Source organism: Photobacterium toruni (assembly GCF_024529955.1).
Taxonomy (GTDB): domain Bacteria; phylum Pseudomonadota; class Gammaproteobacteria; order Enterobacterales; family Vibrionaceae; genus Photobacterium; species Photobacterium toruni.
Genome location: NZ_AP024854.1, coordinates 2,094,942 through 2,120,611, shown reverse-complemented (window position 1 = coordinate 2,120,611; position 25,670 = coordinate 2,094,942). Strand labels below are relative to the sequence as shown.

The following is a 25,670-nucleotide window of genomic DNA, read 5'->3' as shown; positions in this document are numbered from 1 at the left end:
GACAACAAATAATCATGGCGAAATTTGGAATAGTAGCACTGATAGGCTTAGTGTTTACTGCAGGATGCAGTGTCGGTGAGTCTGTTCGTATTGCTGCTAACGGAATGGTAAAATGGACAGATGGACATACCGAAGGCATGCATATTTCACAAACAGGCAGTAGCATAACCTTTGCAAATTATTCAAATGAGGTTGGCGCTTTACCATTAGTTATCTTTGCGCGTATTGATAGTGCACGTAATGATAATTGTGAATATTTTTATGTTGAAACAGCAGTTAAAAAACGTCTTAAAGTCTGTGAGACAGGGGAAGTGACGTTATTTAACCGCGGTAAAGTCGTTAAAGTTGGTCATATGGTAAAACCAAGATATTAGCGCTCGGGTATATCAATTAACACTAGTAATGCACCAGCACCACCAAATTCCAATGGGGCTTGGTGAAAAGCCATCACATCAGGATGTTGTGCTAACCACATTGGGGCTTTTTGTTTCAATATATATTTGCCAATGCCATGCATAACACAAGCACATGACACATGCTCTTTAATACAAGCGGCAATCATTGCAGCTAACTCTCGTTTTGCTTCTTGCTGTGTCATACCGTGCATATCAAGGTAAATATCTGGTACATAGACACCACGGCGTAATTTTTTGACCTCATACTTAGACACGCCATCGCGCGCATATTGGGTTGGACCCGTATCACTAAGGTGAGGTTCAAACTCATCTGAGAAATAAAACTCATGATTTTGAGTCTCTTTGCCCATCACTTTTGCTTTATCCGCTTTTGAGTTCTGTCGACGTGGCGTGATTATGGTATCATGCGCAAACTTTTTTACGCCTTTTACCTCTGCCTTGAAGAGATCAAAATCATCTTCAAGCGGTGAATTTTTATTACTCATAATGAAATTCCAACAATTATATAGTGGTATTGTAGCGTTTATCGGAGGCTATTTTGGATAAGATTTTTGTCGACGAAGCTGTCAGCGAACTTCACACATTGCAGGACATGTTACGTTGGACGGTAAGCCGTTTTAATGCTGCTGGCCTATTTTACGGTCATGGTACTGACAATGCATGGGATGAAGCTGTGCAACTGGTATTACCGACAGTTTACTTACCGTTGGATGTTCCACCGGAAGTGCGTAATTCTCGTTTAACAAGCAGTGAGCGTCATCGTATTGTTGAGCGTGTTATGCGTCGAATCAATGATCGTACACCTGTTTCATACTTAACGAATGTTGCCTACTTTTGCGGTATGGAGTTCTTCGTTGATGAACGTGTACTTGTGCCACGTTCACCAATTGGCGAGCTCATTGAAAACCGTTTTGAACCATTTTTACAACAAGAACCAACACGCATCATGGATCTGTGTACGGGCAGTGGCTGTATCGGTATAGCTTGTGCGCACATGTTCCCTGAAGCAGAAGTGGATATCGTTGATATTTCGACAGATGCACTTGCTGTTGCTGAACAGAATATAACGGATCATGGTCTTGAGCAGCAAGTGATTCCGCTTCGTTCTGATCTTTTACGTGATATACCAAAAGATAAATACGATCTGATCGTGACCAATCCACCGTATGTTGACCAAGAAGATATGGACAGCCTACCAGAAGAATTCCGTCATGAGCCAGAACTTGGTTTAGCGGCGGGTAGTGATGGTCTTAAGTTAGTGCGTCGTATTCTTGCTAATGCGCCAGATTATCTTAAAGATGACGGTATTTTGATTTGTGAAGTTGGCAACTCAATGATCCATATGGAAGAGCAATATCCGCATATTCCATTCTTATGGTTAGAGTTCGTAAACGGTGGTCACGGTGTGTTCATGCTAACTCGTGAACAGCTTGTTGATTGTGCTGAAGATTTTGCGCTTTACCGCGATTAATTAGTACGAAATTATAGATAAAATAAAAGCCAACATCAATACCATTGGTGTTGGCTTTTTTATTGGGATTTTTATATTTTTTTATCTAGCTTGTGAAAAAATTACGCTTTGTGCTGTGCTTGTTTTTGTTTCAATGCGGCCATTACCGTCGCTTGATGTTGTAGATAATCATCTAAGCCTGCGCGACGTAAATCACAAGAAGGGCAATCACCACACCCGTCACCAACAATACCATTGTAGCAAGTTAGCGTTTGTTCACGAACGTAGTCTAATTTGCCATATTGATCAGCAAGCGCCCATGTTTCTGCTTTATTCAACCACATTAATGGGGTTTCAATCTTAAATTGACGATCCATTCCTAACACTAATGAGTGGTTGAGTGAGCGTACAAATTCATCGCGGCAATCAGGGTAGCCAGAGAAATCCGTTTCACACACGCCTGTAATGACGGTTTCTGCCCCAATTTGGTAGGCATAAATACCGGCTAAGGTTAAAAATAAAATGTTACGTCCAGGTACAAATGAATTGGGTAAGCCATTTGCTTGTAATTCATGGGAAACGGGAATGCTATCACGGGTTAATGAACTAATTGCAAGTTCGCCTAGTAAGCTGACATCCATAACTTTATGAGCGGCAACACCAAGATCTTTGGCGATATGTTCAGCAATTTCAACCTCTAGTTTGTGGCGTTGACCATAATCAAACGTAATACAGTGCACTTCATCGTAGTGCGCTAATGCTTGAATGAGACACGTGGTCGAATCTTGACCGCCACTGAAAACAACTACGGCTTTTGCCATGATGAATTATCCTTTATGAGTGATTACCGAGAAACAGTCGGTACAATAGTATTCTAATGATAGCTTCATTAGCATGGGGATATGCTAACTCAGCTGACGGCGATAGAAAAGTAGCGATCACAAATAGCATTGATAAAAAAGCCGTACACAGCGCACGGCATAAAATATATTTTATATGGTTACTTATATAAACCTAATTAATAGCAATACCAACGCTAACATATTTAATACGTTATTTTTTCTTTGTTTGTTATAGGTGCCCGTTACCTGTTTGCTGTAGGTGGTGCAGTTGAGTAAGGTAAGTACTGATATCACCAATATTGGTGGTGATCCATTCATCGTTATAATAGGTTTCTAGGTAACGCTCTCCGCTATCACACAGCAGTGTCACAATGGAGCCTATTTCCCCGCGCTGTTTCATTTCAGTCGCTAATTGCAAGACGCCATACAGGTTAGTGCCAGTAGATGCCCCTGCTTTACGCCCAATAATTGTTTCAAGCCAATGGATGGTTGCGACACTTGCTGCATCAGGAATTTTTCGCATTTGGTTAATAACAGTAGGAAGGAAACTCGGTTCAACACGAGGGCGACCAATGCCTTCAATTCGACTACCGACTTCTAACGTAATATTAGTGTTACGTTCTATAAAATAGTCATAGAATACCGAATGTTCAGGATCAACCACACATAATTGAGTTGAATGCATTTGATAACGAATATAACGCCCAATAGTTGCTGATGTGCCGCCTGTGCCGGAGCTCATAACTATCCAAGTGGGAATAGGGAAGCGTTCAAATTTCATTTGGTTAAAAATACTGTCAGCAATATTATTATTTCCACGCCAATCTGTTGCTCGTTCAGCGAAAGTAAATTGATCCATATAATGACCATTTAACGCTTTAGCGAGACGGCGAGATTCATCATAAATTGCGGCTGATGAATCAACGAAGTGAGCTTTACCACCATAAAATTCAATCTGTTCAATTTTTTTACGGGCGGTCTTGCGTGGTACAACAGCAATAAATGGTAAGCCGAGTAAACGTGCAAAGTAGGCTTCTGATACTGCAGTACTGCCTGATGATGATTCAATCACCGTTGTATCTTGGTTGATCCAACCATTACATAACGCATATAAGAATAATGAACGTGCTAAGCGATGTTTAAGGCTTCCTGTTGGATGTGTACTTTCATCTTTTAGATAAAGATCGATACCTTCAAGATTAGGAATATCGAGTTTAATCAGGTGAGTATCTGCAGATCGTTGATAGTCTGCTTCAATAGCTTTTATGGCTTGACTGATCCAAGCATTTTGCACGGGTGGAGTAGTTGCCGTCATATTCATGGTGATTACCTTTTTGCTTAATTCGAATCCATCGCGTATTTACTTAATTAACTTCCTTAAAGCAATTGGGTATAGCGTAACTAAAATAGTTGAAAAAAACTTCACTTTGATAATTGTATTATTGGTTGTTTTTAGAAAAATTTTTTAGTTTTATTGTTATTATTGTCATTTTATTCTATTTTATCGTTATAGATTGGAATTTATTTTCATCTATGTCATCGTGTATTTAACACTGGCACTACTGCTGGTATAAAACCAAAGTCTGTCTATGATGAGGTTGCATAAATAAAGTGGTAGTGATCAGTATTATTAGTAATTTTTTTGCCTCTTGACTGAATAAGAGGTATTTTTTAGCAAGTATTTACTCTTTTATCGTAATTGGCGGAATGAATGGCAGTTTTAGATAGTGTTGATAGAACGTTATTACGTTTGTTGCAGGATGATGCGACTATGCCGTTGGCAGAACTTGCAGATGCTGTGAACTTAACAACCACACCATGTTGGAAGCGATTAAAGCGTCTTGAAGAAGATGGTATTTTACGCCAACGGGTAGCACTGCTTGATCCGATAAAATTAGGTATAGCTTTTACAGCTTTTGTACAAATAAAAACCAGCAACCATTCTCAAGATTGGTTTAATCACTTTGTCGCAACGGTAACTGAATTTCCTGAAGTGATGGAATTTTACCGAATGGCGGGAGAATATGACTATATGATGAAAGTACAAGTGGCTGATATGCAAGCCTTTGATAATTTATATAAAAAGTTGGTCTCGTCTGTTGCTGATCTTACTAATGTAACGTCTACATTTGCAATGGAGCCGCTTAAATACACGACTGCTTTACCTGTTTAATAATACTAAAAATAACCCCGAGTCATTAGTTATATAGTGGCTCGGGGTTATTTTTATTAGTGTGGCTATAAGTAAGTAATAACTTAACGCTGACGAATCAATCCTTCTTGAACCGCTGATGCCACTAATTGTCCTTGCTGATTATAAATCTCACCGCGAACAATACCGCGAGAACCGCTAGCTGATGGGCTATCAATGACATACAGTAACCACTCATCTACCTTAAATGGACGGTGGAACCACATTGAATGGTCAATGGTAGCCACCTGCATATTCGGGCTAAATAACGTCACTCCATGTGGGTGTAATGACGTAGTTAAAAATCCCCAATCAGACGCATAAGCCAACATATATTGATGAATACTCAAATCATTTGGCATTTCACCATTGGTTTTGATCCACAAATATTGTTTTGGTTCTTCAATTGTCGGTTTTAAGGGATTCACTACCGTGACAGGGCGCACTTCAATGGGACGTTGATGACCAAACGTTTCAACAATCTTTGGCGGTAAATATTGTGCGATTGATTCAACCAAATCACTTTCAGAGGCTAAGCCTTCAGGACCCACCACATTAGGCATTGTAGATTGATGTTCAAAGCCTTGTTCATCTGCTTGATAAGATGCGGTTAAATAGAAAATAGGGCGACCATTTTGAATCGCTTTTACACGGCGAGTGCTAAAACTGCGACCATCACGTAGTGTTTCAACATCATAGATAATGGGTTTTTCTGGGTTACCAGGTAAAAGAAAATAACTATGAAATGAGTGTAAATGACGCTCTGGATCTACCGTTTGTTGTGCTGCAGATAAAGACTGCCCAATAACTTGACCGCCATATACCTGTGGCAAACCTAAGTTCTCACTTTGGCCTCGAAAGAGTTCACGTTCAATTTGCTCTAATTGCAGTAGAGTTAGTAGTTCATCTAATTGTTTGCTCATGGTACATCCTGAAAAATAAAAACTAAGGGAATGGTATGCTGATTTTGGGTTGCTGCCAATATGCCTATGGGTGCTGTTGCCAGCGATAATAGCGTAGTGATAGACGTCCAAGGTCAGATACTGCAACGTTTTCGGCCCGTAATGCTGCAATTTGTCTTATTAATGCATCACCTTTTAATGAAATGCGCCCTTGGCTATTAATTACGCGATGCCAAGGTATTTTTGAGCCTTCAGGTAAGGTTGCCATCAAGCGTCCGACATGGCGAGCATAGCCAGGATAACCTGCAAATTTGGCAATGTCGCCATAGGTAGCAACCCGTCCAAATGGAATTTGGTAGACTTGGCTATAGATTTGATTGGAAAAGTCGTCCATATTTATAAGTAGTCGTTAAATAATGTGCTTAGTAAATAATAGCGGCTCTCTTTTTTTAGACAACAGGATAACGCAAGGAGGTGTTGCCATGTTGTATGCGGCTTCATTGGTTACCGTTACCTTAATTTTAACGGTATTAGGTGTTAGTGCTCTTGGTCCAACGGCAGGAGAGCTACCAGTGTTAGCACTTGCAATTCCAGCTTTGTGGTTATTGCCTCAAAGTGGTGTTGCAGGTTGGCTATTACTCTGCGGTTTAGGTGCGTATGGGGCAATGTTACCTGAGCAACCACTCGCGCTATCCATTAGCTTATTTATGATGCTGCCAATTCTTATGATTTGTTCATCTTCAAAAGGCTGCTGGCAACTTGGTGCATTAATGGTATCAATTGTGCTCTCTATGAATGTTGGGCTGATGGCATTACAAGGAGAGGGCAAACTTGAGGGAAGTATTAGCGCAACGGTAATTCAAATTATTGCTATTGGCGTCATTTGGTATGCTGCTCGTTGTTGGCGTCCTATTGCGGGTAATACATGGTGGCCACTGTTTGCTGTATTTCCACTATGGCTTGGTGGTATGGAAGCTGCTGCATTAGTTGGTTTATGTGTTACAGGTTTAATTGCTGCGTTACAAAGCCTTATTAAAGTAAAACATCAAGATTGGATCCCTCGATTAGCTTGTGTGTTACCTGCTATTGGATTTGCGACTTTAGTTGTACTACCACAATTTAGTGTAGAGAATCCGATTTTAGTCTCATGGCTATTAATATTAGGCGGGGGATTATTAGGAGAATCGTTATTAGATGATCCTGAAGAGGAAGATGAATAACATTTCAATAGGCAATAGTTTGAAATTCTTACTATTTGCCTTGTTTTGAGTGAATAATCGGCAGTTGAATAAAATAGAAAGATAACAGCTTGCATTATTGGCGGGGTTAATAGATAATCCTTCCCGTTCTCGAAAGAGACAAAGAATCTATGGAGGCTCCTATTGGTCCTCCCGCAACACTAACCTGTGAACTCGGCCAGGCCCGGAAGGGAGCAACCGCAGCAGGCGTCGTGTGTGCCGGGATGTGGCTGGTGGGAGCTTCCACCCATCTAGCGTTTGAGAAATATCTTTCCTTATCAAAAAGATACATTTTAATTCACTCCTTACAGTGTAGTTCAATATTATTGTTTTGCTTTTTTATTGCTCGTAATAATAAATACTCCGTTATAATCTTCAAACTACCAAACTACTCACATATTTAGACCTGTAAGCGTACAAGCGCTATTTAATCTAAGCGTCATGTGTGATTCAAATACTATGTGATCCAAGCGTTACCTAACCACGGAACCTCCCCCGCGTCATTCCCTACAGTGAGGTTACGAACGAGATAGGGAATCTACTATTAGCGTATTGTAGAGCTAATTGCTTTTATTTTTGTTGTAACTAGTTTGTGGACAGAAACGTGTTTGGCAGTTTACCCATTTGAGCTGGTAGGTATTAGAAAATATAAGGAAAACACTCGGCTTCTTTTCAGTATCACCTTTCATGATATTCGCAATATTTATTTATATAAAGCTGCTCGGGCTTGTTCAACACTTCGGATAGGTGTCGACTGCGCGACACATATCCTTATCTGTTATGTTTCATCTGTTAATGCACGGACATCTTCTATGAACTGAATATCGTCAGCAGAAAATGGCGCAAACTCGCGCTCAAACTTCTTTCGGTTCAGTTGATTAGAATATTGTCCGTTGCTTACAAACTTCCCAGTATAGAAAATCAGCTTAGATAAGCATTCATCTGCCGTTTTGCAATCCAAGTGAAAAAATGACATTAAGTCTTCAGTGAATGCTAACGATGTAGTGTCTGCGCCACGAGCAGAAAAACCAGCTTTAATCGCCACCTTGGTGATATTTTCAAGTTTTACTATTGAAATAACTGGCTCATCTATATTTTCGCACCAACGAACCTCACTGTAGAATCCGTCAACAGGTTCATTGATTATTGATTGAAACACACTTGAAATGTCAGTTTCCTCAGTACTCTTGTACGCTAGAGCCCCCATTAAAAAAGGAAACGTAACCCCATAATCCCCTTTCCCCATAAGCTTCCATTGCTGAATAATATTGAACCAAAATGGATTCTTCATCATAACCTCTAAATATAAACTGCTAATATAGCTCTAATACATAACGCCCGCAGCACGTGCGGCTTTGTAATGAAGGCGCTGCCGCAATGTAAAAGCCGTTGCTGTGTCTGCGATTGTTAGTTCATTTTCCTAGGTTCAGCTCTAAACGCATTTGCTTAATGATTTCGTCTTTGAGGCTCTTGGCCCGTAGCCCCTTAGCTTTCATTTCCTTCGCAATTGGCGCTTCTAAGTCTGGAGCCGTAATCACATGCTGCATCTCACCTAGCCACTTGGAAGACATATCCAGAATTTCTTGATTAAGTAGCTCAAATTCGGAGGTCAACTGAAAGAGCTTATCAGATCCCAGTATTTTCAGTGATGTAACTTCTTCGGTAACCTTTCTGTAAGAATCATAAATCTGCTGTGGAAATTTACCAACTTCATCTTGAAATTTAATAATGGCATCAGGAGAGTTTTCTGATTCAAGAAGATTTCGGAATGCACTACGCAATGTCACCTTCGAGAACTCCTCATAATCAACTCCAACACCAACAGCCGCTTCTTCAAATTTCTTAAAGTACTCGGTGTAAATCTTCGTCCTTATTTCTAGGATTTTATCTTCCCGCTCCCTCCTTGCTTTTAAATAATGCAACAAAATAGGAACTATTACTGAGGCAAGAACCACGCCAATAGCGGGTACGACCACCTTTGGATCTAGCCAAGCTGCTAGTTCTACCATGCCTTCTTCCACTGAATCTCCTTACGAACTAACGCCGTGTTAAGCGGAACTAAAATGAGGGGCTATAATGTGTAGCGAAGCGAAACCTAACCAACTTTTTTAGTTCCGTTTAAAGCGCTTGTTAAATTGCGCAACGCGATTACCTCAATAAGCCTAGGTAAATGATTTGCGTATCTAATAATAAACTTAAGATGATCCTTATATAGGTCTAATTTCTCCTTATAAAAACCACCTGCAATAATTGGTTTTCCAGAAGGTAACATCAATGAACCCATTGTCATTATTGATGCGTGACTATAACCATTATAAAAATTCTTAGCTTGCTTGAGCCACTTATGCCCCTCTATTAAACCTAAAGTATCAGCATTCGATAAAACATTATCGATGGCTCTATGAGCTTTTGTATTATTCTTTCCTTGTTCATAGGACTTGTAAAAATTGACTGGCTTTGCATTTTTACCCTTATCAATTATTACATTGTTCTCTGCACTAAGGAGTATTGCTAAACATAGAGATTCATAGGAAATTCTCATAGTATTTCCAGAGGCATTAATATGCCCTTCAATCAATAGCCTTGTTGCTGTCACAAGGGATTCTATGGTCATAAATGTGAATTCCTGCACCCATTTATATTTTTGTTTGTCAGGTTCACTAAAGTAGTACTCAAAGCATGATTCACTTTGCTCAAGTAAATTAGTAATCACAGTTATCTCTGAATCGAAAGTTAAGCCAAATTCTGCTACTGAACGATCAGTTACTAAAACATTTCGGATACTCAGAACTCCATTAGCAATTTAACAGTGTTTTAATAAGCATTCTTACTTTTACGCACAAACACTCATATGACCCGTTGATTATATTCCATTTAACTCACAAAAATCATAAACTTAATTTCATTATTTTGTTTCAAAGTGTTTATTGGAAATGTAGAAAGTAAGAAATGTATTTAATAAGCCTTATTAAATACAAATGGGAAACAAAACTAATCCAAAATCACGTTAATACGATATGAATGAGTATTAGGTCTAGCTAATAAAGGGGCATTTCCGTGTTAGTAACTTTTCTAAATTAGTGTGATCACCATACAATAACCATCTTCATTAGCCCCTTTAATGCTTAAGCGCGTAATGAATAGATCACGGATAGCTCGTGCCTCTCTTCCGAGATGACGGATAATAACCTGCGTTACACTTCTGATTTTATTATAATTAATAAATTGAGGTGATACTTTTATATTAGAGCTTATATAAACAGGTTCTGACGTTGAAGTGAAATTAATAGATATCAATTAAATAATATATTACAGCGAAGGATATGACGTTTTAGCGTGAAAGGCAGATAGAACAGAAAAGTTGAAAACAGTTTACGAAATATAATTATCAAAGCTTCTAATCGCTATGATGTATTAGAAGCTTTGCTAATAGCGGCCTAACCTTAACTGTTAGCGGCTATTTTTTTAGTGATTTTAGCTAATTTTTTAGCTTTTTTCTCTTTTGTCGTTAAAGATGGTTTTTTATTACCTTTCTTGGTATCTAGCGACTTACTCATAACACTAACCTCTAATTGTTGAGGTTGGTCAGTTTGGCCAACGACATGTTAAATAGTGATATTCACTTGATATCACCTGCGTTTAATATGCGCTTACCAGCTAAAAATGCAATGGCATTTGTGCAAACAAAAATCTCATTTTTATGTGTTATCGTGATTGCGTCATTATTTTTGTTTGTATTTATATAAAATATTAACAGATTAATGATAGCAATTTTATGTTAATATTCTTCAAGGAAATAAAATTCATTATAGGTATATACGTTGGATATAATATGAAAAGGAATATAGCGTTAATAAATAAAATTAATACCGTGTTATTATTACATTCTGAATGTTTAACTCATTGGGAACGTGATTATGTGAGTAGTCTTAATCAAACACTCATTAATTATGGTGAGTTATCAAATAAACAAATTGATCTATTCCATAAAATATTATCACGCCGAAAAATAACCAACATATAGATTTCAGGCGACTACGATCGTGATCACATTAATAATAATGAATGTATCATTAGATCGTGTATTTTATAAAAAATGATATTTTTCAATTAAATGAGTAAATATGTTTGCTTTTTTATACGACTTAATTAGAATTAAATTCTAAGCAGAAACCGTAGCTTACATTGCCAGAATAATTCCCGGGGCGGACCGGATTTAAGCATAAGGTATGTTTAATGATTGTTCTCGCACCTCGTTCACGAAAGCTTGTTTATGCTGTCTCTTTTGAAATACTTGCGATCATATTAAGTACTTTCTTATTAGCGATGCTCAACCATGGTGAATCGTCCAATTCACTGCCTGTTGCCTTTATGGTGTCAACAATAGCATTGCTTTGGAATTACGCCTTTAACTCTTGCTTTGAATTAATTGAAACTAAACTGCATATTAAAAAACGAACACTCTACGTTCGATTAGCTCATTCTATTTTGTTTGAGCTTGGTCTATTTTTATTTACGATCCCACTTTATATGTGGTGGTATGATGTTAGTTTGATTAAAGCCATTAGTATGGAAATGGCAATATTAGTCTTCTTCTTAATCTATACGTTTATATTTACCTTATTGTTTGATTTAGTCTTTCAAACTAACAATGCGATGACTACCGCAGCCGCTGGACATGAGTAATGGTTAGTTATCGTAACTGTTCGGCTAAATAATCAAGAAACGCTCTAATCTGTGGTTTTAGATATTGGGCGCTCTTGTACACCGCATAAATTTCACCACTGGTGTTTTCATTATGTGTCACGGTCCATTTAGGTAATAAGATCTCTAATTCTTTGCTGTCAATATAGGGCCTAATCATCCAATCAGATAATAATAATACGCCAAGATGTTGCAATGCGGCATTTAATAACGGTGAGCCACCTTTAGATGCTAAATTACCTGTTACTGATATTTTAGCGAGGGTATTATTTGAATTAAAATACCAATTCGTTCGTTGACGTTCATGACTGATAATTAGACAGTTATGATCCTTTAGATCTTGTGGTGTATTAATTTGAGGGTGATTTTTAATATATTCAGGTGTCGCAACTAAAGAGGTGGTATTGGTAAGAAGGTGTCGCGCTTTAAGATTACTATCAATAGGTGTACCGATACGAATAGCAATATCTATATTATCACTGTTTAAATCAACCAGATTATTATCTAATTCTAATTCAATATTTATTTTAGGGTAACGTTTTAAAAAATCAGGTATTAGTTTCGTAAGGTAAATATTACCAAAGGTTTCAAATACCGAAATACGTAAAGTACCTTCTGGCGTATTATTATTTCCTTGCATTTCTGATAATAGATTTCGAGATTGCTCAAGTATTTTAATTGACTGCTGATAAAAATATTGACCATCTTCCGTTAATATTAATTGGCGCGTGCTGCGTTTAAACAGGGTCGTTTTGATCTTGCTTTCAAGCTTATCAATGTTTCGTGTTACGGATGATGGAGCCATGTTTAATGCTTTTGCTGCTTGTGAAAAACTTCCAGAAACAACAACTTGCTCAAATACGCCTAGTAAATCTAGCATACTAATATCCTTTGTTATTAGAAGTAATCTATCATATAGGGCTTAAAAATTATAAATAAAAACCCCCAATATTTAAAATAAACATTAGGGGATAGTCATTATAATGAGTGTTTCATTTTGGTTGCTAATGCAAAGCGATTCCATGAATTGATCATGATGATCTGCATCATCGCTTCTGCTAATTGAGTTTCACCTAATAGACTAAAACATTCAGCATAAGTTTCATCATTGACTGCATTATGTGAAATTAATGTCATTTCATCAGTTAATTTTAATAATGCTCTTTCTGTGTCATCAAATAATGGTGATTCTGACCATGCCGCAATAGCAAATAATTTTTGTTGATCAAATCCTAATTTTAATGCTGCTATAGTATGCATTTGAATACAGTAGGCACACTTATTAATCATCGATGAACGAATTTTAATTATTTCTTTTAGTTTATTTGATAATTCAGTTTCAGCTAAATAATTTTCAATCGTTAACATTGAGCTTAATGCTTTTGGTTGAACCTGTGCAATATCAATACGCTTATTCATAATAATACCTTTCGTTTTATCGTTGATGATTTGTTGAAAAGAGTATATTAATTATTTTTAAGCGATGTAATCGATATATAAGCGTAACAGTTTTGCATAAAACGCAAAGATATAACCAGATATTAGGATGATTCTGATTATATATACAAGATTAAGCCGAGTGCTTGACGTTGCTGTTTAGTCTTCTCAAATAAAGCTAATGATAAAATAGGTTACGGAAAAAGAGATTGCAGCTTTTTAGGTTAGTATTATGGTGAATAAAATATTTTATGGACTTACTACTTATGAATACTACGATTCAAACGATGCTTGGTCATCGCTCTATTCGTCAATTTACCGATGATGCGATTTCTGCTGAGCAGTTAAAGGCGATTGTTGCAGCAGGTATTGCCGCTTCTAGTTCAAGCATGATTCAAGCGACATCGATTATTCGTATTACTGATCCTGAGAAACGGACCGCATTAGCACACCTTGCTGGTGATCAAGCTTATGTGAAACAAGCCGCTGAATTTTTAGTGTTCTGTATTGATTATCAACGTCATTATTCTATTAGTGCTGAGATCAAACCTGAATATACCGAGCTTGCCTTAATTGGCGCTATCGATAGCGGTATCATGGCGCAAAATTGTTTATTAGCCGCAGAATCAATGGGGCTTGGAGGGGTTTATATTGGCGGGTTGCGTAATAATCCTCGAGAGGTGGATGCGCTACTAAATTTACCACCGTATAGCGCCATATTATTTGGTATGTGTTTAGGTGTGCCAGCGCAAGATCCACAACAAAAGCCACGTTTACCGATGGATATGATTTTGCATGAGAATGAATATCAGCCTTTAAACACACGACGGTTAGCTGAATATGACCAACAGACGATTAACTATTATCAGCAGCGTTCGACGCATAATAAACAACAAGATTGGTCGAGCGCAGTAACAGCCACGTTATCAAAAGAATCGCGTCCATTTATTGCCGAATATTTTCACAGTAAAGGTTTAATGGAAAAGTAGCACAGTAGAATAGATATCATGATATTGAATTTTATAAGCTAAGTATATTACTATTATTATATTTCTAGTATTATGGAAATGTAGTGCTATTGAAGAGTGATGAAAGTATGAATACCAATAAAAAAGCGGTGATTGCACCACAGGTTATTGAAGATATTTGTGAGTGGGCAATTATGAATGGTGTCGCTTTTCGTCAAGCTGACAATAGTGCACGACACTGCCCATTTAGTATAGCGCCAATGACGATTGAGAGAAAAGTGTATACTCACTTACGTCAAGTTGTTCCGTTACTTACTAAATTGATCAGTAATGTTGCTGAAGATTATGTATTTTTACAATCATCATTGAGTGATATGGCAAAAGCCGATCCTTTCTTTGGACGCTTAATGGCGCTTCACCAGCAGATCCATGGTAATGAGATTCAGCCACTCGATCCTGCTCGTCAGCCATTATTGTTAATGCGTACTGATTTTATGGATGATCGTCAATATGGCGCAAAAGTGATTGAATTTAATGGTATTGCGGCTGGTATGGCTCCTTTTGGACAACGTGCAACTGAACTTCATGCCTTTATGCAACGTCAATGGCCAGAGATTTATCAATCATGGTTAGAAGATACGTCAGCAACGCCAGCTGATAATCAAGCTTTAACACAATTAGCAAATAGCATTGTGACGGCTGCTTTTCAAATAAAAGCGGATTTTAACGAACAAGGATCACCTGTTTTTTTAATGGTGGTGCAGAAAAATGAAGATAATGTTTATGATCAGCACCTGTTAGAAATAGCCTTACAGCAACAGGGCGTACGTACCGTAAGGCGTACCTTTGAACAATTAAGTGCGCAATTATTAACGGGCGATAATCAGCGATTGATATTGGACGGAGTTGGCGCCGTAGATGTCGTTTATTTACGAGCGGGGTATCAATATTCTGACTATTGTGCGCCTGATCTGAATGAAGCTGTGTGTTGTTATACTCTGAGCCAGATGCGGGTTTTTATTGAACAGCATCATATTGCGCTTAATGCCACTGTTGGACAGCAACTAGCCACCAGTAAAACGATGCAGATGTTACTCACCATGATGCCCGCATCTGAGTATATACGTTGGGGGCTTACACTTGCAGAAGCAGAATCAGTTAAAAGTGTATTAGCTGAGATGAAACCTATTAATGCCACTACGATTAATTGGTTCAATACAAAAGCAATCAAAACAGAATGGGTGTTAAAAAATCAAGGTGAGGGTGGTGGTCATTGCGTTTTTGGTGATGATATTAGCGCAACATTGGCAAAATTAACGGTTGCTGAATATGATGCTTGGGCCTTAATGCAACGCTTATACCCGCATGAACGAGACGTAGCAACCATTGCAGTGCGTGATGCAAAAACAACTATAATTGATGATCTTGTAAGTGAAATAGGCTTATTTAGTGCTTATTTTAATGGGGTACCTGTTACTGATTTTGATGGTTATGTTGGCTATTTAATTCGTAGTAAGCCTGCAAGTGAAAATGAAGGTGGGATCCATAGTGGTAAAGGCATTTTAGACTCTTTAGTATTGATTGATTAACCGCTGTCGTATAAAAATCGATATAAAAGATGGCTGTTAAAAATAAAATTGCCGTAAAAGCTATTGTGTTATTATCGCTAATAGTCATATTGGATGGCTGTTAGCGATTTTAGCCATTGGAGTGCATCGTAGTGCTTAACCGAAACACCGTTCTTTCTTCATTTTTACTTTCATTATGTTTAGCCGCACCAACAGCCTTTGCTGGTACAACTCAACATAATAGTTATCAAGCTCTTCCTGCTCAAAATGAAATCATGACCAAAACCGATTTTGGTAATCAGACGTATATTTTTCATTTCACTAATCGTGGTCAACGTTTATCAAGTATTGATTTTTTTGATCATATGGAAACACAAGCAACGGCATGTCAAAATTGGTTATATGTTCCCGTATTTAGTAATTTGAATGTTGCTGATGAAATAGTACTACGAGTAAATACCCGTTATGATCCTACGACGCATAATTGCACTGCACATGCTTATGCGGGTAATAATGCCGATAATATGGATAAAGTATTAACGTTTTTTCAAAAGAAAGAATATGTTGATATTGCTGGATTTAATCTATCTGCAAATGGATTTACGACAGCAATCGAGGCATTATAAAATCGAGTTATTATCTTTTTGTTGATATTTTTCAATAGAATATCAACAAATTAAAATTATAATATACATTTCAATATTGTCAGGCTACGGTTACAACCAACACGTAAACCTTTAGCTGAATAAGATAACAGCTTATTAGTAAATGGAATTATTAGTCATTATTGGAGAGGTGATTTTTGCTTGGTATTATAATTACTCAGTTTGTTGTACTTTGGGCTGTGATTGATCCGATTGGATCGGTTCCTGTTTATTTATCACAGACTCAACATTTGACACCAAAGCAGCGGCGTAAAGTTGCATTAAAAGCTGTTGCTATTGCAAGTGGCGTATTAATCTTTTTCTTAGTTGCGGGGCAATTATTGCTCGAAGCAATGCAAATTCCATTACCTGCATTTCAGGCTGCTGGTGGTTTAGTGTTACTACTGTTTGCGTTAACCATGATTTTTGGTGAAAGTAAGCCTGAGCAAGAACAAAAATTAACCCAAGATGTGAGCCGTTCAGAACTTGCTGATCTCGCCGTTTATCCTTTAGCTATTCCATCTATTGCTTCTCCTGGTGCGATGATGGCTGTAGTGATGCTAACGGATAATCACCGTTACTCTGTGATTGATCAAGCAATAACGGCAGGAGTAATGCTGGCGATATTGTTTGTGAGCTTGTTATTACTCCTGAGTGCTACGACGATTCAAAAATGGATTGGAAATATTGGTGCTGCGATTATTAGCCGTGTGATGGGGTTGATATTAGCGGCGGTTGCAGTGAATAATTTATTACAAGGGATTAAAGATTTTTATATTTAGTTTACGTCTATTCTTTCGAATATAAATAGTATCGTTTTTAAATTATCTAATTACCACCGAGACTCAGCCAAGGTTAATAATCTCTCTAGTATCGGTGGTGATTTTGCACCACATTTAATCAGCGTATTGAATATATCTTCAATAGTCGTGATCTACTATTGGTTGAGTAATGCTTCTAATTCAGCCCAGCAACCACCACAGCCTGTACCTGCGGTTGTGGCTTGACTTAATGCTTCTACATTTTGTATGTGTTTTTCAGTGATAGTTGACACTAATTGTTGTTTGGTTATTTGCTTACAAGCACAAATAATTTTAGGTGCTGTAATATTATCTTTGCAATTGAGAAATTGATGTAATGCTAATTCATCACTGCTACAGGTAAGAATATTCACTGGTGGGTTAATCATTGGTTTATTGTCATTTTCTTGAATCAGTAGTGAACGGACACATCGGTTATTGTTAAGCATGATGATTCGACGATGTTGAGCGCCAATTGCTCTTAAATGGATCGCAGATGTTGGCATAAAATAATGAACTAATATTTGTTCTAATGCGTTGAGGTTTAAGGCTGAATTAATATGATATTGATAGCCTGCTGTGACTTTTTTAGATACCCAATAAAGTGTAGTTTGTGGCGGTAAGTTTGCCAATGTCAGTGCTGTGGTAGTGGTTAAAATAGCTTCAGTGGTGAAAGGAATTGGCGTTAATTTAATTGGGGTCGCTTTATACTGCGGTTGCCCTGAAATAGGATCTTGTTGCTCTCCAATTAATGAACATACACTGCCTGATGATGATGTTTGCTGTGTCCAGTGAATCGGAATAAACGCATTGTTAGGCTGAACATCATTACTTATATGTGCTCGAAAAATAGCATGGCCATGTTGACTCTTTACATTGACAAGATGGTTATTCTTGATCTGATATTGTTTAGCATTTGAGGGATGAATTGCGATCAGTGGTTCTTGGGTGTGATGAGCAAGGGTGGCCGAAAGCCCCGTCCGTGTCATGGTGTGCCATTGATCACGCACTCGACCTGTATTTAATAGTAATGGATATGTAGTTGATATATTTTTAATCAGTGGCTTATAGTCTGTTTCAACAAAACGAGCGCGACCATCTTGAGTGGGGAAAATGCCATCACTGAATAAGCGTGGCTGGTGTAGACCATCACTATTTAACGGCCATTGCTGCGGTAATAAAGTATCGTATTCGTGTGCAGTAAGCTCACTTAACCCACTTAAATTAAGCAAACGTGGCGTTTGGTGTGGGTGATTATTTTGGGCTGTTAAAGCGACATGCTCAGCAAATATTTCAGCTTCATTGATGTAATGAAAACTTTCTTTAAATCCCATTCGTTGAGCTACTTGAGTGATAATCCACCAATCAGGTTTAGCTTCACCTTGAGTTGGTATTAAGCGACGTTGACGAGAAATGCAACGTTCTGAATTGGTAACTGTGCCTGATTTTTCACTCCAACCTTGAGCCGGGAGCTTAATCGTTGCATGGCGTAAAGTATCATTATTATCGACACAATCTGACACGATAACACATGGACATTGCGCTAACGCTTGATGAACTTTATGGCTATTGGGTAAGCTGGCTGCAGGGTTGGTCGCGATGATCCAAATAGCTTTTATTTTCCCTTGGGCAACTGCATCAAACATATCTACGGCTTTTAAACCGGGGTGGGTGACAAGGTTATCTGTTTGCCAAAAATCACGCAATAGTTGCCAATGTTCTGGATGCTGAAAATCAAGGTGAGCCGCCAAGGTTGTTGCTAATCCTCCAACTTCTCGTCCCCCCATTGCATTAGGTTGGCCGGTAATAGAAAAAGGGGTTGCTCCCGGTTTTCCTATACGTCCAGTAGCTAAATGACAGTTAATGATAGCATTGACTTTATCTGTACCTGATAGCGATTGATTCACACCTTGAGAATAGACGGTGACAGTACGTGGATTATCAGTAAAGAGTTGATAAAATTCATTGAGTTGTTGTTTGCTAATGCCTGTTAATTGACTGATGTCAGCCGTTTGTTCTAAAGCTATTGCGGTTACTAAAGCAGACTGAATATTATGAGTATGAGCATTAATATAATCATGATCAAAACCGTTATTATTGTTTAAATAATTTAATAAACCCGTAAATAATGCCACATCACTGTCAGGTGTAATCGCAAGGTGTAAGTCTGCAATATCGCAGCTTGCAGTATGACGGGGATCGATGACCACGATTTTAGTGTGATGTTTTTTTTGTGCTAGTTTTAAGCGTTGAAAAAGGACTGGGTGGCACCAAGCAAGGTTGGAACCGGTTAGTATTACCACTGCTGCAGCGTCTAAATCATCATAACAGCCTGCAACACAATCTTCACCAAAAGCCCGTTGATGACCTGCAACTGCTGATGACATACATAAGCGTGAATTGGTATCAATATTTGCTGTTCCAATGAAGCCTTTTGCTAATTTATTAATGACATAATAATCTTCTGTGAGTAATTGCCCTGATACATAAAAAGCGACCGCATCAGTACCATATTTTGTAATTGTTTCTTGTAACTGCAAAGCGGTTTGATTTAATGCTTCATTCCAACTTACGGGTTGATGTAATATTTGAGGAGTTAACATTTTATTATCGCTAACCAGTGTTTCTACTAAATTTAATGCTTTTGAACATAACCGTCCTTTATTAGCTGGATGGTGTGAATCACCTCTTATATCAAGTTGACCTTTATTGTTTATTCTTGCTTCTATACCACAACCAACACCACAATAAGCACAGGTTGATTTTACCCATGATGTTTTTTTATTATCCATTGGTTGTTTCTCCTTTATAAATAATAAGATTTAAACTGTATTAATAATTAGCAATATATATACCAGAGCTGTAGTTGCGTTATTCTTTTGTCTACTTTTGATAATTATTTGTTTTTTATTAATGGGTTAGGTTTGTTTGCGTACTTTATTTATAATTATTTATTAATTAACAATACCAAGATTTAATTATTTTGGTGCAACGATAATAAACAATGCACTATAAAGGTGCTTATTATTGGTTTTAATGTTTTTATTGTAAGTGGTCTATTTGTCGGTTTTATTTTTAATTTATTTAAATTCAACGAATTGGCAAGGATAAATATATGGTTAATTAGTGGCTGGCATTAAGTTTGCTTTAGTAAATAAGACATAAATATAAATCCAAATAAGTCAATCTTCATCCATATAATATCGAGGTGAACCATGAAGTCATTGAAGTCACAACAATATTCTTCTCTTACTGATGACATTAATACTCGATGGTGTCAGATAACACAAACCGTCGATGCTAATAATAACCAAGGTAGAGTGACATTAGTCGGAGCGGGTCCTGGTGATCCCGACTTGTTGACCTTGAAAGCATTAAAAACATTAGAGAGTGCTGATGTTGTAGTTTATGACCGCTTAGTCAGTGATGCAATTATGGCGTTAGTACGATCTGGCTGCCAAACCATTTTTGTCGGTAAAGAAAAGGGGCAGCAAAGCTTGCCTCAAATGGCGATTAATCAGTTGTTAGTGCATTTAGCACAACAAGGAAAGCAAGTGTGCCGTTTAAAAGGTGGTGATGCGTTTATCTTTGGTCGCGGCGGTGAAGAAATTCAGTTTTTGCGTCAGCATGGCATTAAGGTTGATTTAGTGCCAGGGATTACCGCTGCGAGTGGTTGTAGTGCTTATGCTGGCATTCCATTAACTCATCGTGGCGTGTCTCAGGGGTGTACTTTTGTCACCGTCCATACTGAAAAAGAGACGGTTATTGCATGGCAAGCTTTGGTAGATCTTAACCATACCTTAGTGTTTTATATGGGGTTATCTAAAGTTGATTTAATTTGTCAACAATTGACTAATGCAGGATTAATCGCAACAACACCAGCGGCAATTATTGAAAGAGGCTGCACCGATGAGCAACGTGTTATTAACGCTACGTTGGCAACACTCCCTCAACGGGTTAGACAGCAACACATTGTATCGCCAGCGTTAATTATTATTGGTGAGGTGGTGAAGTTAAGTGAGAGCTTAGCTTGGCCTTCATTAAAAATAGAAAGTTTAACCTCATACAATAAACCTCAAGAATGGGCATAGATAAGGAGATCAAAATGAGCAGAACACGGATAGTTATTATTGGTAATGGCATGGTTGGACATCATTTTATTGAACAAGTTTTAGCGCAAGATAATGAGCAAAACATAGCGTTAATCACATTTTCAGAAGAAGATCGTTTAGCCTATGATCGTGTTCAATTAAGCAATTATTTTAACGGGAAAACGGCGAGCGATTTAACCCTTGCTCATGAGTGTGATTACCAACAGGCGGGAGTTAGTTATCACATTAATCAACGGGTGGTAAATATTGATCGTGTACATAAAACTATTGTAACTGATGGCGGTGAAGAGGTTGCTTATGATCGTTTGATTTTAGCTACTGGATCATATCCTTTTGTGCCTCCTATTGAGGGTAATGATGCTGAACATTGTCATGTTTATCGAACCATTAATGATTTAAAAGCCATCGCGGCATCAGGTAAAAAAAGCCAAGTTGGGGTTGTGATTGGTGGTGGATTACTTGGACTTGAAGCTGCAAATGCATTGCAAAATATGGCGTTAGAAACCCATGTGGTTGAGTTTGCCTCTCAGTTAATGGCGGTTCAACTTGATGAGGGCGGTGGTGAGCTATTACGTCAAAAAATAACAGCCTTAGGGGTCAATATTCATACTAGCAAAGCCACTGAAAAAATTGTAGCGGGTGATCAGTGTCGCTATAAATTAATTTTTGCTGATGGCACAGAATTAGAAGCGGATATGGTGGTATTTTCTGCTGGCATTCGTCCTCAAGATGCCTTAGCGAAACAAGCCGGTTTAGCTATTGGTGAGCGTGGTGGAATCGTGGTTAACGATCATTGTCAAACCAGTGACCGTGATATTTACGCTATTGGTGAGTGCGCACTATGGAATAATCGTATTTTTGGTTTAGTGGCACCGGGTTATAAAATGGCACGAGTTGCAGCATCGATAGTCTGTGGTATTGATGCGGTGTTTACTGGTGCCGATATGAGTACTAAGTTAAAGCTTTTAGGGGTAGATGTCGGCAGTATTGGTGATGTTCATACTACGATTGATGCTGCGCAAGTGTTCACTTTATCCAATGATGCTGAGCAAAGTTATCAACGGATTATTGTTTCAGAGCAAGGTGATAAATTACTTGGGGCAGTGTTAGTTGGCAATGTTGAGCAATATTCTCAACTATTGCAACTCACACTGAATCAATCACCATTACCTAGTCCACCATCGCTATTATTAATGCCTCAAGCCTTAGCTGCGATAACACCAGCAACAGAAGATAGCTTGAGTGACACCGCGCAAGTGTGTTCATGTTTTGATGTTAATAAGGGACAGATTTGCCAAGCCGTTGCTGAGGGGTGTGTTGATATGACACAGCTTAAAACAATGACTAAAGCCAGTACGGGATGTGGCGGGTGTGCTTCTTTTGCAAAACAAATCATGGAAGTAGCATTAGTAGCAAAAGGACATGAGATCAATCATTCTCTATGTGAACATTTTAGTTATAGTCGCCAACAATTAGCCGATATTATTCGTGTTAAGAAGGTCAAAACCTTTAGTGCATTATTAACTGAATACGGCTCAGGACTAGGGTGTGATATTTGTAAGCCTACCATTAGTTCAATCCTCACATCATTTTGGAATGACTATATTCTTGAACCACAACATATTGGCTTACAAGACACGAATGATGTTTATCTCGGTAATATGCAAAAAGACGGTACGTATTCAGTGGTACCTCGTATTCCAGCCGGAGAGATCACCCCTGAAAAACTGATTATCTTAGGGCAAGTAGCACAACAATTTAAGCTCTATACCAAAATTACGGGTGGGCAACGGATTGATTTATTTGGCGCGCAATTGCATCAGTTACCTCAGATCTGGCGTTTACTTGTTGATGCGGGATTTGAGACCGGGCATGCGTATGGTAAATCCGTTCGTACTGTAAAATCATGTGTGGGCTCGATGTGGTGTCGTTATGGAATGGCTGACAGTATGGCATTTGCGATTGTTCTTGAAAATCGTTACAAAGGCTTGCGTTCCCCTCATAAACTCAAATTTGCTGTTTCTGGTTGTACTCGTGAATGTGCTGAGGCGCAGTCAAAAGATATTGGTGTAATTGCAACTGAAAAAGGCTGGAATTTATATATTGCAGGTAATGGTGGTATGCGCCCTCGCCATGGGGATTTGTTTGCTGCCGATCTCGATAATGACACTCTGATTCAATATATCGATAGAATATTGATGTTTTATATTCGTACCGCAGACCGGTTACAGCGTACTTCCGTATGGCTTGAAAATCTGGAGGGGGGGATCGAATATTTACGACAAGTAGTGATTGAGGATGCACTCAATATTACCTCGGAGCTTGAGCAAGAAATGGCACAAAGTCTGAGCCTTTATCAATGTGAATGGAAAACTACGCTTGAATCACCGCAAAAGCTGCGTCGGTTTCAACATTTTATTAATAGTCATCAACCTGATTTGGGATTAGCTTATAAAACTGTTCGTGAACAACGTACGCCTCTAATGTGGTTACAAGCGGCTGAATCTATTGCTGTTGTTAATATTACCGATGAGGAATAAGTAATGATTAATCAATGGATTACTGTTTGTGATGAAGACGATTTGCATATTGATATGGGTGTCTGTGCTTTGGTGGGCGGGCATCAGATAGCGCTGTTTCTATGTGGGCATAATAATACTCTGTATGCGATTAATAATTATGATCCAATAGGAAAAGCGAATGTATTGTCACGTGGCATTATTGGTTCATTAAAGGGAACCGTTGTGGTGGCTTCTCCTCTCTATAAACAGCATTTTTGTCTTGATAGTGGTCAGTGTATAGAGTCGGCTGAAATGTTAGTGCCAACTTATCCTGTAAGGCGCATTAATGGCTGTGTTCAAGTGCAACTGCTCGATTCTTTAATGCGTTAAGAGGGAATAATCATGGCGACTTATACTCAATTTAATCTGCTCTCTTTCCGCGGCAAAATGAAAATACTCCACATAAGTTGGTTGGCTTTTTTTATTACTTTTATGGTGTGGTTTAACTTTGCACCTTTACTTCAAGCAGTAAAAACGTCATTAGGGTTAACTACTGAACAAATCAAAACGCTATTAATTTTAAATGTTGCGTTAACCATTCCTGCGCGAGTGGTTGTTGGAATGCTGACTGACCGATATGGCCCTCGTATTGTATATAGTTTGTTATTGGCGATCTGCGCTATTCCTTGTTTTGTGTTTGCGTTTTCAACCTCCTTTATGCAAGCCGCGTTAGCCCGTTTTGCGCTGGGATTCATTGGGGCGGGGTTTGTTATTGGAATTCGGTTGGTGTCGGAATGGTTTCCACATCATGAACTTGGTACAGCAGAAGGTGTTTATGGTGGCTGGGGCAATTTTGGTTCTGCCGCCGCCGCGTTTACATTACCTTCATTAGCGTTATGGTTTGGTGGTGAGGATGGTTGGCGCTATGCCATGGCTGTGACAGGGGGATTAAGCATTATTTTTGCCGCTCTATTTTATTTTACGGTAACAGATACTCCGCAAGGAGCGACATATTATAAATCTCACCACATTGGCGCAATGGAAGTGACCTCTCGAGGAGATCTATGGTTGTTAATCATCATGAAACTACCCATGTATGCGGCAATGGGGTTATTAGTATGGAAGCTCTCATCAGCAACGATTGGACTATTAGATACCAAGATAAGTTACGTTATTTATGTGGGGTTAATTGGGCTTTATTTGGTTGATATTAAACAGTTGTGGCGAGTTAACCGTAAGATGTTATCGCAACCAGTGCCAACACTTCATCGGTATTCTTTTCGTCAGGTTGCGGTGCTTAATGTGCTTTATTTTACCACCTTTGGATCTGAATTAGCGGTGGTATCAATGTTACCGTTATTTTTTGCTGACATCTTTACATTAACACCCGTGATGGCGGGGATAGTGGCCTCTTCGTATGCATTTATGAATTTAATCTCGCGCCCCGGTGGTGGCTGGTTATCCGATAGATTTGGGCGTAAAGCAACCTTATTGATCTTAACTGCGGGTTTAGCTATGGGGTATGTGTTAATGGCGAATATTAATGTGGGGTGGCCATTATGGAGTGCAATATTAGCGGCGATGATTTGCTCGTTCTTTGTTCAGGCAAGTGAAGGTGCTGTATTTGCTGTAGTGCCGTTAATTAAACGTCGTATGACAGGCCAAATTGCAGGAATGACTGGAGCATATGGCAATGTTGGTGCGGTGTGCTATCTCACCGTTTTATCGATGGTTGAGTACAGTACCTTTTTTATCATTATTGCATTAACGGCGGTTGTTGGTTTTATAACGTTGTTGGCACTCAAAGAGCCATCAGGAAAAATGGCTGAAATTAATGATGATGGTAGCGTAACTTTAATTGATGTCGGGTAGTGGTATGAACTTGTAGTATGGATTA

The 25,670-nt window shown here is 38.4% G+C and carries 24 protein-coding genes and 1 other RNA gene; 14 read left to right on the top strand and 11 right to left on the bottom strand.

What is annotated here, in order from left to right; translation table 11 throughout:
- The first annotated feature begins 14 nt into the window (after positions 1–14).
- Complete coding sequence (locus tag OC457_RS10020; RefSeq protein WP_080172972.1) at positions 15–374, top strand: hypothetical protein; 360 nt, start codon at positions 15–17, stop codon at positions 372–374.
- Here OC457_RS10020 and smrB read toward each other — a convergent pair.
- Positions 371–901 carry an endonuclease SmrB gene (gene smrB, locus OC457_RS10015; protein ID WP_080172973.1) on the bottom strand — a complete coding sequence of 177 codons (531 nt, stop codon included), beginning with the start codon at positions 899–901 and terminating at the stop codon, positions 371–373. The two genes, OC457_RS10020 and smrB, sit on opposite strands and share 4 nt — an antisense overlap.
- A 53-nt stretch (positions 902–954) precedes the next feature.
- Here smrB and prmB point away from each other — a divergent pair, with 53 nt between their 5' ends.
- Entirely contained in the window at positions 955–1,887 is a 933-nt protein-coding gene (gene prmB, locus OC457_RS10010) for a 50S ribosomal protein L3 N(5)-glutamine methyltransferase (protein WP_080172974.1), read from the top strand.
- Positions 1,888–1,988: 101 nt separating this feature from the next.
- Here prmB and queC read toward each other — a convergent pair whose 3' ends face one another.
- On the bottom strand, positions 1,989–2,687 hold the full coding sequence (gene queC / locus OC457_RS10005; protein ID WP_080172975.1) for a 7-cyano-7-deazaguanine synthase QueC: 699 nt from the start codon (positions 2,685–2,687) through the stop codon (positions 1,989–1,991).
- 250 nt (positions 2,688–2,937) lie between these two features.
- Positions 2,938–4,029, bottom strand: coding sequence for a PLP-dependent cysteine synthase family protein (locus OC457_RS10000; protein ID WP_080172976.1), 1,092 nt, complete (start codon positions 4,027–4,029; stop codon positions 2,938–2,940).
- Positions 4,030–4,419: 390 nt separating this feature from the next.
- On the opposite strand from OC457_RS10000, the gene OC457_RS09995 reads away from it, so the two are divergent.
- A complete protein-coding gene (locus tag OC457_RS09995; protein WP_080172977.1) occupies positions 4,420–4,881 on the top strand; it encodes an Lrp/AsnC family transcriptional regulator in 462 nt (153 codons plus the stop codon).
- A gap of 83 nt (positions 4,882–4,964) precedes the next feature.
- On the opposite strand, the gene tesB is transcribed toward OC457_RS09995, so the two are convergent.
- Complete coding sequence (gene tesB, locus OC457_RS09990; protein ID WP_080172978.1) at positions 4,965–5,822, bottom strand: acyl-CoA thioesterase II; 858 nt, start codon at positions 5,820–5,822, stop codon at positions 4,965–4,967.
- 64 nt (positions 5,823–5,886) lie between these two features.
- Entirely contained in the window at positions 5,887–6,195 is a 309-nt protein-coding gene (locus tag OC457_RS09985; protein ID WP_080172979.1) for an MGMT family protein, read from the bottom strand.
- A gap of 88 nt (positions 6,196–6,283) precedes the next feature.
- On the opposite strand from OC457_RS09985, the gene OC457_RS09980 reads away from it, so the two are divergent.
- Positions 6,284–7,021: a hypothetical protein gene (locus tag OC457_RS09980; protein ID WP_080172980.1), complete on the top strand. Its 738-nt coding sequence runs from the start codon at positions 6,284–6,286 to the stop codon at positions 7,019–7,021.
- Positions 7,022–7,181: 160 nt separating this feature from the next.
- An RNA gene (gene ffs / locus OC457_RS09975) (signal recognition particle sRNA small type) lies at positions 7,182–7,278 on the top strand.
- A 539-nt stretch (positions 7,279–7,817) separates the two neighbouring features.
- Here ffs and OC457_RS09970 read toward each other — a convergent pair.
- From OC457_RS09970 to OC457_RS09960, 3 genes are all read right to left on the bottom strand, one after another.
- Positions 7,818–8,333, bottom strand: a complete 516-nt coding sequence (locus OC457_RS09970; RefSeq protein ID WP_144379575.1) for a hypothetical protein — start codon at positions 8,331–8,333, stop codon at positions 7,818–7,820.
- Between the two features lie 118 nt (positions 8,334–8,451).
- The gene (locus tag OC457_RS09965) at positions 8,452–9,060 is read right to left on the bottom strand and encodes a hypothetical protein (RefSeq protein WP_080172982.1); all 609 of its coding nucleotides are present in this window, start codon (positions 9,058–9,060) and stop codon (positions 8,452–8,454) included.
- A gap of 74 nt (positions 9,061–9,134) precedes the next feature.
- Positions 9,135–9,752 (bottom strand): hypothetical protein, encoded by a 618-nt coding sequence (locus OC457_RS09960; RefSeq protein ID WP_080172983.1) that lies wholly within the window; start codon positions 9,750–9,752, stop codon positions 9,135–9,137.
- Positions 9,753–11,275: 1,523 nt separating this feature from the next.
- Between OC457_RS09960 and OC457_RS09955 the strand changes: the two genes are divergently transcribed.
- On the top strand, positions 11,276–11,725 hold the full coding sequence (locus OC457_RS09955) for a PACE efflux transporter (protein ID WP_080172985.1): 450 nt from the start codon (positions 11,276–11,278) through the stop codon (positions 11,723–11,725).
- 7 nt (positions 11,726–11,732) lie between these two features.
- On the opposite strand, the gene OC457_RS09950 is transcribed toward OC457_RS09955, so the two are convergent.
- Positions 11,733–12,623, bottom strand: a complete 891-nt coding sequence (locus tag OC457_RS09950; RefSeq protein ID WP_080172986.1) for a LysR family transcriptional regulator — start codon at positions 12,621–12,623, stop codon at positions 11,733–11,735.
- A gap of 98 nt (positions 12,624–12,721) precedes the next feature.
- Positions 12,722–13,162 (bottom strand): carboxymuconolactone decarboxylase family protein, encoded by a 441-nt coding sequence (locus OC457_RS09945; protein WP_080172987.1) that lies wholly within the window; start codon positions 13,160–13,162, stop codon positions 12,722–12,724.
- A gap of 284 nt (positions 13,163–13,446) precedes the next feature.
- Between OC457_RS09945 and nfsA the strand changes: the two genes are divergently transcribed.
- The 4 genes from nfsA to OC457_RS09925 all read left to right on the top strand — a co-directional run bounded on the left by nfsA (position 13,447) and on the right by OC457_RS09925 (position 17,142).
- A complete protein-coding gene (gene nfsA / locus OC457_RS09940) occupies positions 13,447–14,169 on the top strand; it encodes an oxygen-insensitive NADPH nitroreductase (RefSeq protein WP_080173322.1) in 723 nt (240 codons plus the stop codon).
- A gap of 107 nt (positions 14,170–14,276) precedes the next feature.
- Positions 14,277–15,737 carry a glutathione synthase gene (locus OC457_RS09935; RefSeq protein WP_080172988.1) on the top strand — a complete coding sequence of 487 codons (1,461 nt, stop codon included), beginning with the start codon at positions 14,277–14,279 and terminating at the stop codon, positions 15,735–15,737.
- Positions 15,738–15,868: 131 nt separating this feature from the next.
- Positions 15,869–16,342: a hypothetical protein gene (locus tag OC457_RS09930; protein ID WP_080172989.1), complete on the top strand. Its 474-nt coding sequence runs from the start codon at positions 15,869–15,871 to the stop codon at positions 16,340–16,342.
- Between the two features lie 176 nt (positions 16,343–16,518).
- Positions 16,519–17,142, top strand: coding sequence for a MarC family protein (locus tag OC457_RS09925; RefSeq protein WP_080172990.1), 624 nt, complete (start codon positions 16,519–16,521; stop codon positions 17,140–17,142).
- 155 nt (positions 17,143–17,297) lie between these two features.
- Here OC457_RS09925 and OC457_RS09920 read toward each other — a convergent pair whose 3' ends face one another.
- Positions 17,298–19,952 (bottom strand): nitrate reductase, encoded by a 2,655-nt coding sequence (locus tag OC457_RS09920; RefSeq protein ID WP_080172991.1) that lies wholly within the window; start codon positions 19,950–19,952, stop codon positions 17,298–17,300.
- A 423-nt stretch (positions 19,953–20,375) separates the two neighbouring features.
- Between OC457_RS09920 and cobA the strand changes: the two genes are divergently transcribed.
- The 4 genes from cobA to OC457_RS09900 are packed head-to-tail and all read left to right on the top strand — an operon-like array spanning position 20,376 to position 25,645.
- Positions 20,376–21,251 carry a uroporphyrinogen-III C-methyltransferase gene (gene cobA / locus OC457_RS09915; RefSeq protein WP_080172992.1) on the top strand — a complete coding sequence of 292 codons (876 nt, stop codon included), beginning with the start codon at positions 20,376–20,378 and terminating at the stop codon, positions 21,249–21,251.
- A 14-nt stretch (positions 21,252–21,265) separates the two neighbouring features.
- Positions 21,266–23,812, top strand: coding sequence for a nitrite reductase large subunit NirB (gene nirB / locus OC457_RS09910; RefSeq protein ID WP_080172993.1), 2,547 nt, complete (start codon positions 21,266–21,268; stop codon positions 23,810–23,812).
- Positions 23,813–23,818: 6 nt separating this feature from the next.
- Complete coding sequence (gene nirD, locus OC457_RS09905; RefSeq protein WP_080173323.1) at positions 23,819–24,163, top strand: nitrite reductase small subunit NirD; 345 nt, start codon at positions 23,819–23,821, stop codon at positions 24,161–24,163.
- 12 nt (positions 24,164–24,175) lie between these two features.
- Positions 24,176–25,645, top strand: a complete 1,470-nt coding sequence (locus OC457_RS09900; protein WP_080172994.1) for a NarK family nitrate/nitrite MFS transporter — start codon at positions 24,176–24,178, stop codon at positions 25,643–25,645.
- Positions 25,646–25,670: the final 25 nt, after the last annotated feature.

Excerpts from the sequence above, each read along its gene's own strand:
- OC457_RS09995 (WP_080172977.1), top strand. The coding sequence starts at position 4,420 with ATGGCAGTTTTAGATAGTGTTGATAGAACGTTATTACGTTTGTTGCAG.
- OC457_RS09935 (WP_080172988.1), top strand. The coding sequence starts at position 14,277 with ATGAATACCAATAAAAAAGCGGTGATTGCACCACAGGTTATTGAAGAT.
- cobA (WP_080172992.1), top strand. The coding sequence starts at position 20,376 with ATGAAGTCATTGAAGTCACAACAATATTCTTCTCTTACTGATGACATT.
- OC457_RS09985 (WP_080172979.1), bottom strand. The coding sequence starts at position 6,195 with ATGGACGACTTTTCCAATCAAATCTATAGCCAAGTCTACCAAATTCCA.
- OC457_RS09920 (WP_080172991.1), bottom strand. The coding sequence starts at position 19,952 with ATGGATAATAAAAAAACATCATGGGTAAAATCAACCTGTGCTTATTGT.
- OC457_RS10020 (WP_080172972.1), top strand. The coding sequence starts at position 15 with ATGGCGAAATTTGGAATAGTAGCACTGATAGGCTTAGTGTTTACTGCA.
- queC (WP_080172975.1), bottom strand. The coding sequence starts at position 2,687 with ATGGCAAAAGCCGTAGTTGTTTTCAGTGGCGGTCAAGATTCGACCACG.
- OC457_RS09970 (WP_144379575.1), bottom strand. The coding sequence starts at position 8,333 with ATGATGAAGAATCCATTTTGGTTCAATATTATTCAGCAATGGAAGCTT.
- OC457_RS09945 (WP_080172987.1), bottom strand. The coding sequence starts at position 13,162 with ATGAATAAGCGTATTGATATTGCACAGGTTCAACCAAAAGCATTAAGC.
- tesB (WP_080172978.1), bottom strand. The coding sequence starts at position 5,822 with ATGAGCAAACAATTAGATGAACTACTAACTCTACTGCAATTAGAGCAA.
- OC457_RS09980 (WP_080172980.1), top strand. The coding sequence starts at position 6,284 with ATGTTGTATGCGGCTTCATTGGTTACCGTTACCTTAATTTTAACGGTA.
- smrB (WP_080172973.1), bottom strand. The coding sequence starts at position 901 with ATGAGTAATAAAAATTCACCGCTTGAAGATGATTTTGATCTCTTCAAG.
- OC457_RS10000 (WP_080172976.1), bottom strand. The coding sequence starts at position 4,029 with ATGAATATGACGGCAACTACTCCACCCGTGCAAAATGCTTGGATCAGT.
- nirB (WP_080172993.1), top strand. The coding sequence starts at position 21,266 with ATGAGCAGAACACGGATAGTTATTATTGGTAATGGCATGGTTGGACAT.
- nfsA (WP_080173322.1), top strand. The coding sequence starts at position 13,447 with ATGAATACTACGATTCAAACGATGCTTGGTCATCGCTCTATTCGTCAA.
- OC457_RS09955 (WP_080172985.1), top strand. The coding sequence starts at position 11,276 with ATGATTGTTCTCGCACCTCGTTCACGAAAGCTTGTTTATGCTGTCTCT.
- OC457_RS09950 (WP_080172986.1), bottom strand. The coding sequence starts at position 12,623 with ATGCTAGATTTACTAGGCGTATTTGAGCAAGTTGTTGTTTCTGGAAGT.
- OC457_RS09900 (WP_080172994.1), top strand. The coding sequence starts at position 24,176 with ATGGCGACTTATACTCAATTTAATCTGCTCTCTTTCCGCGGCAAAATG.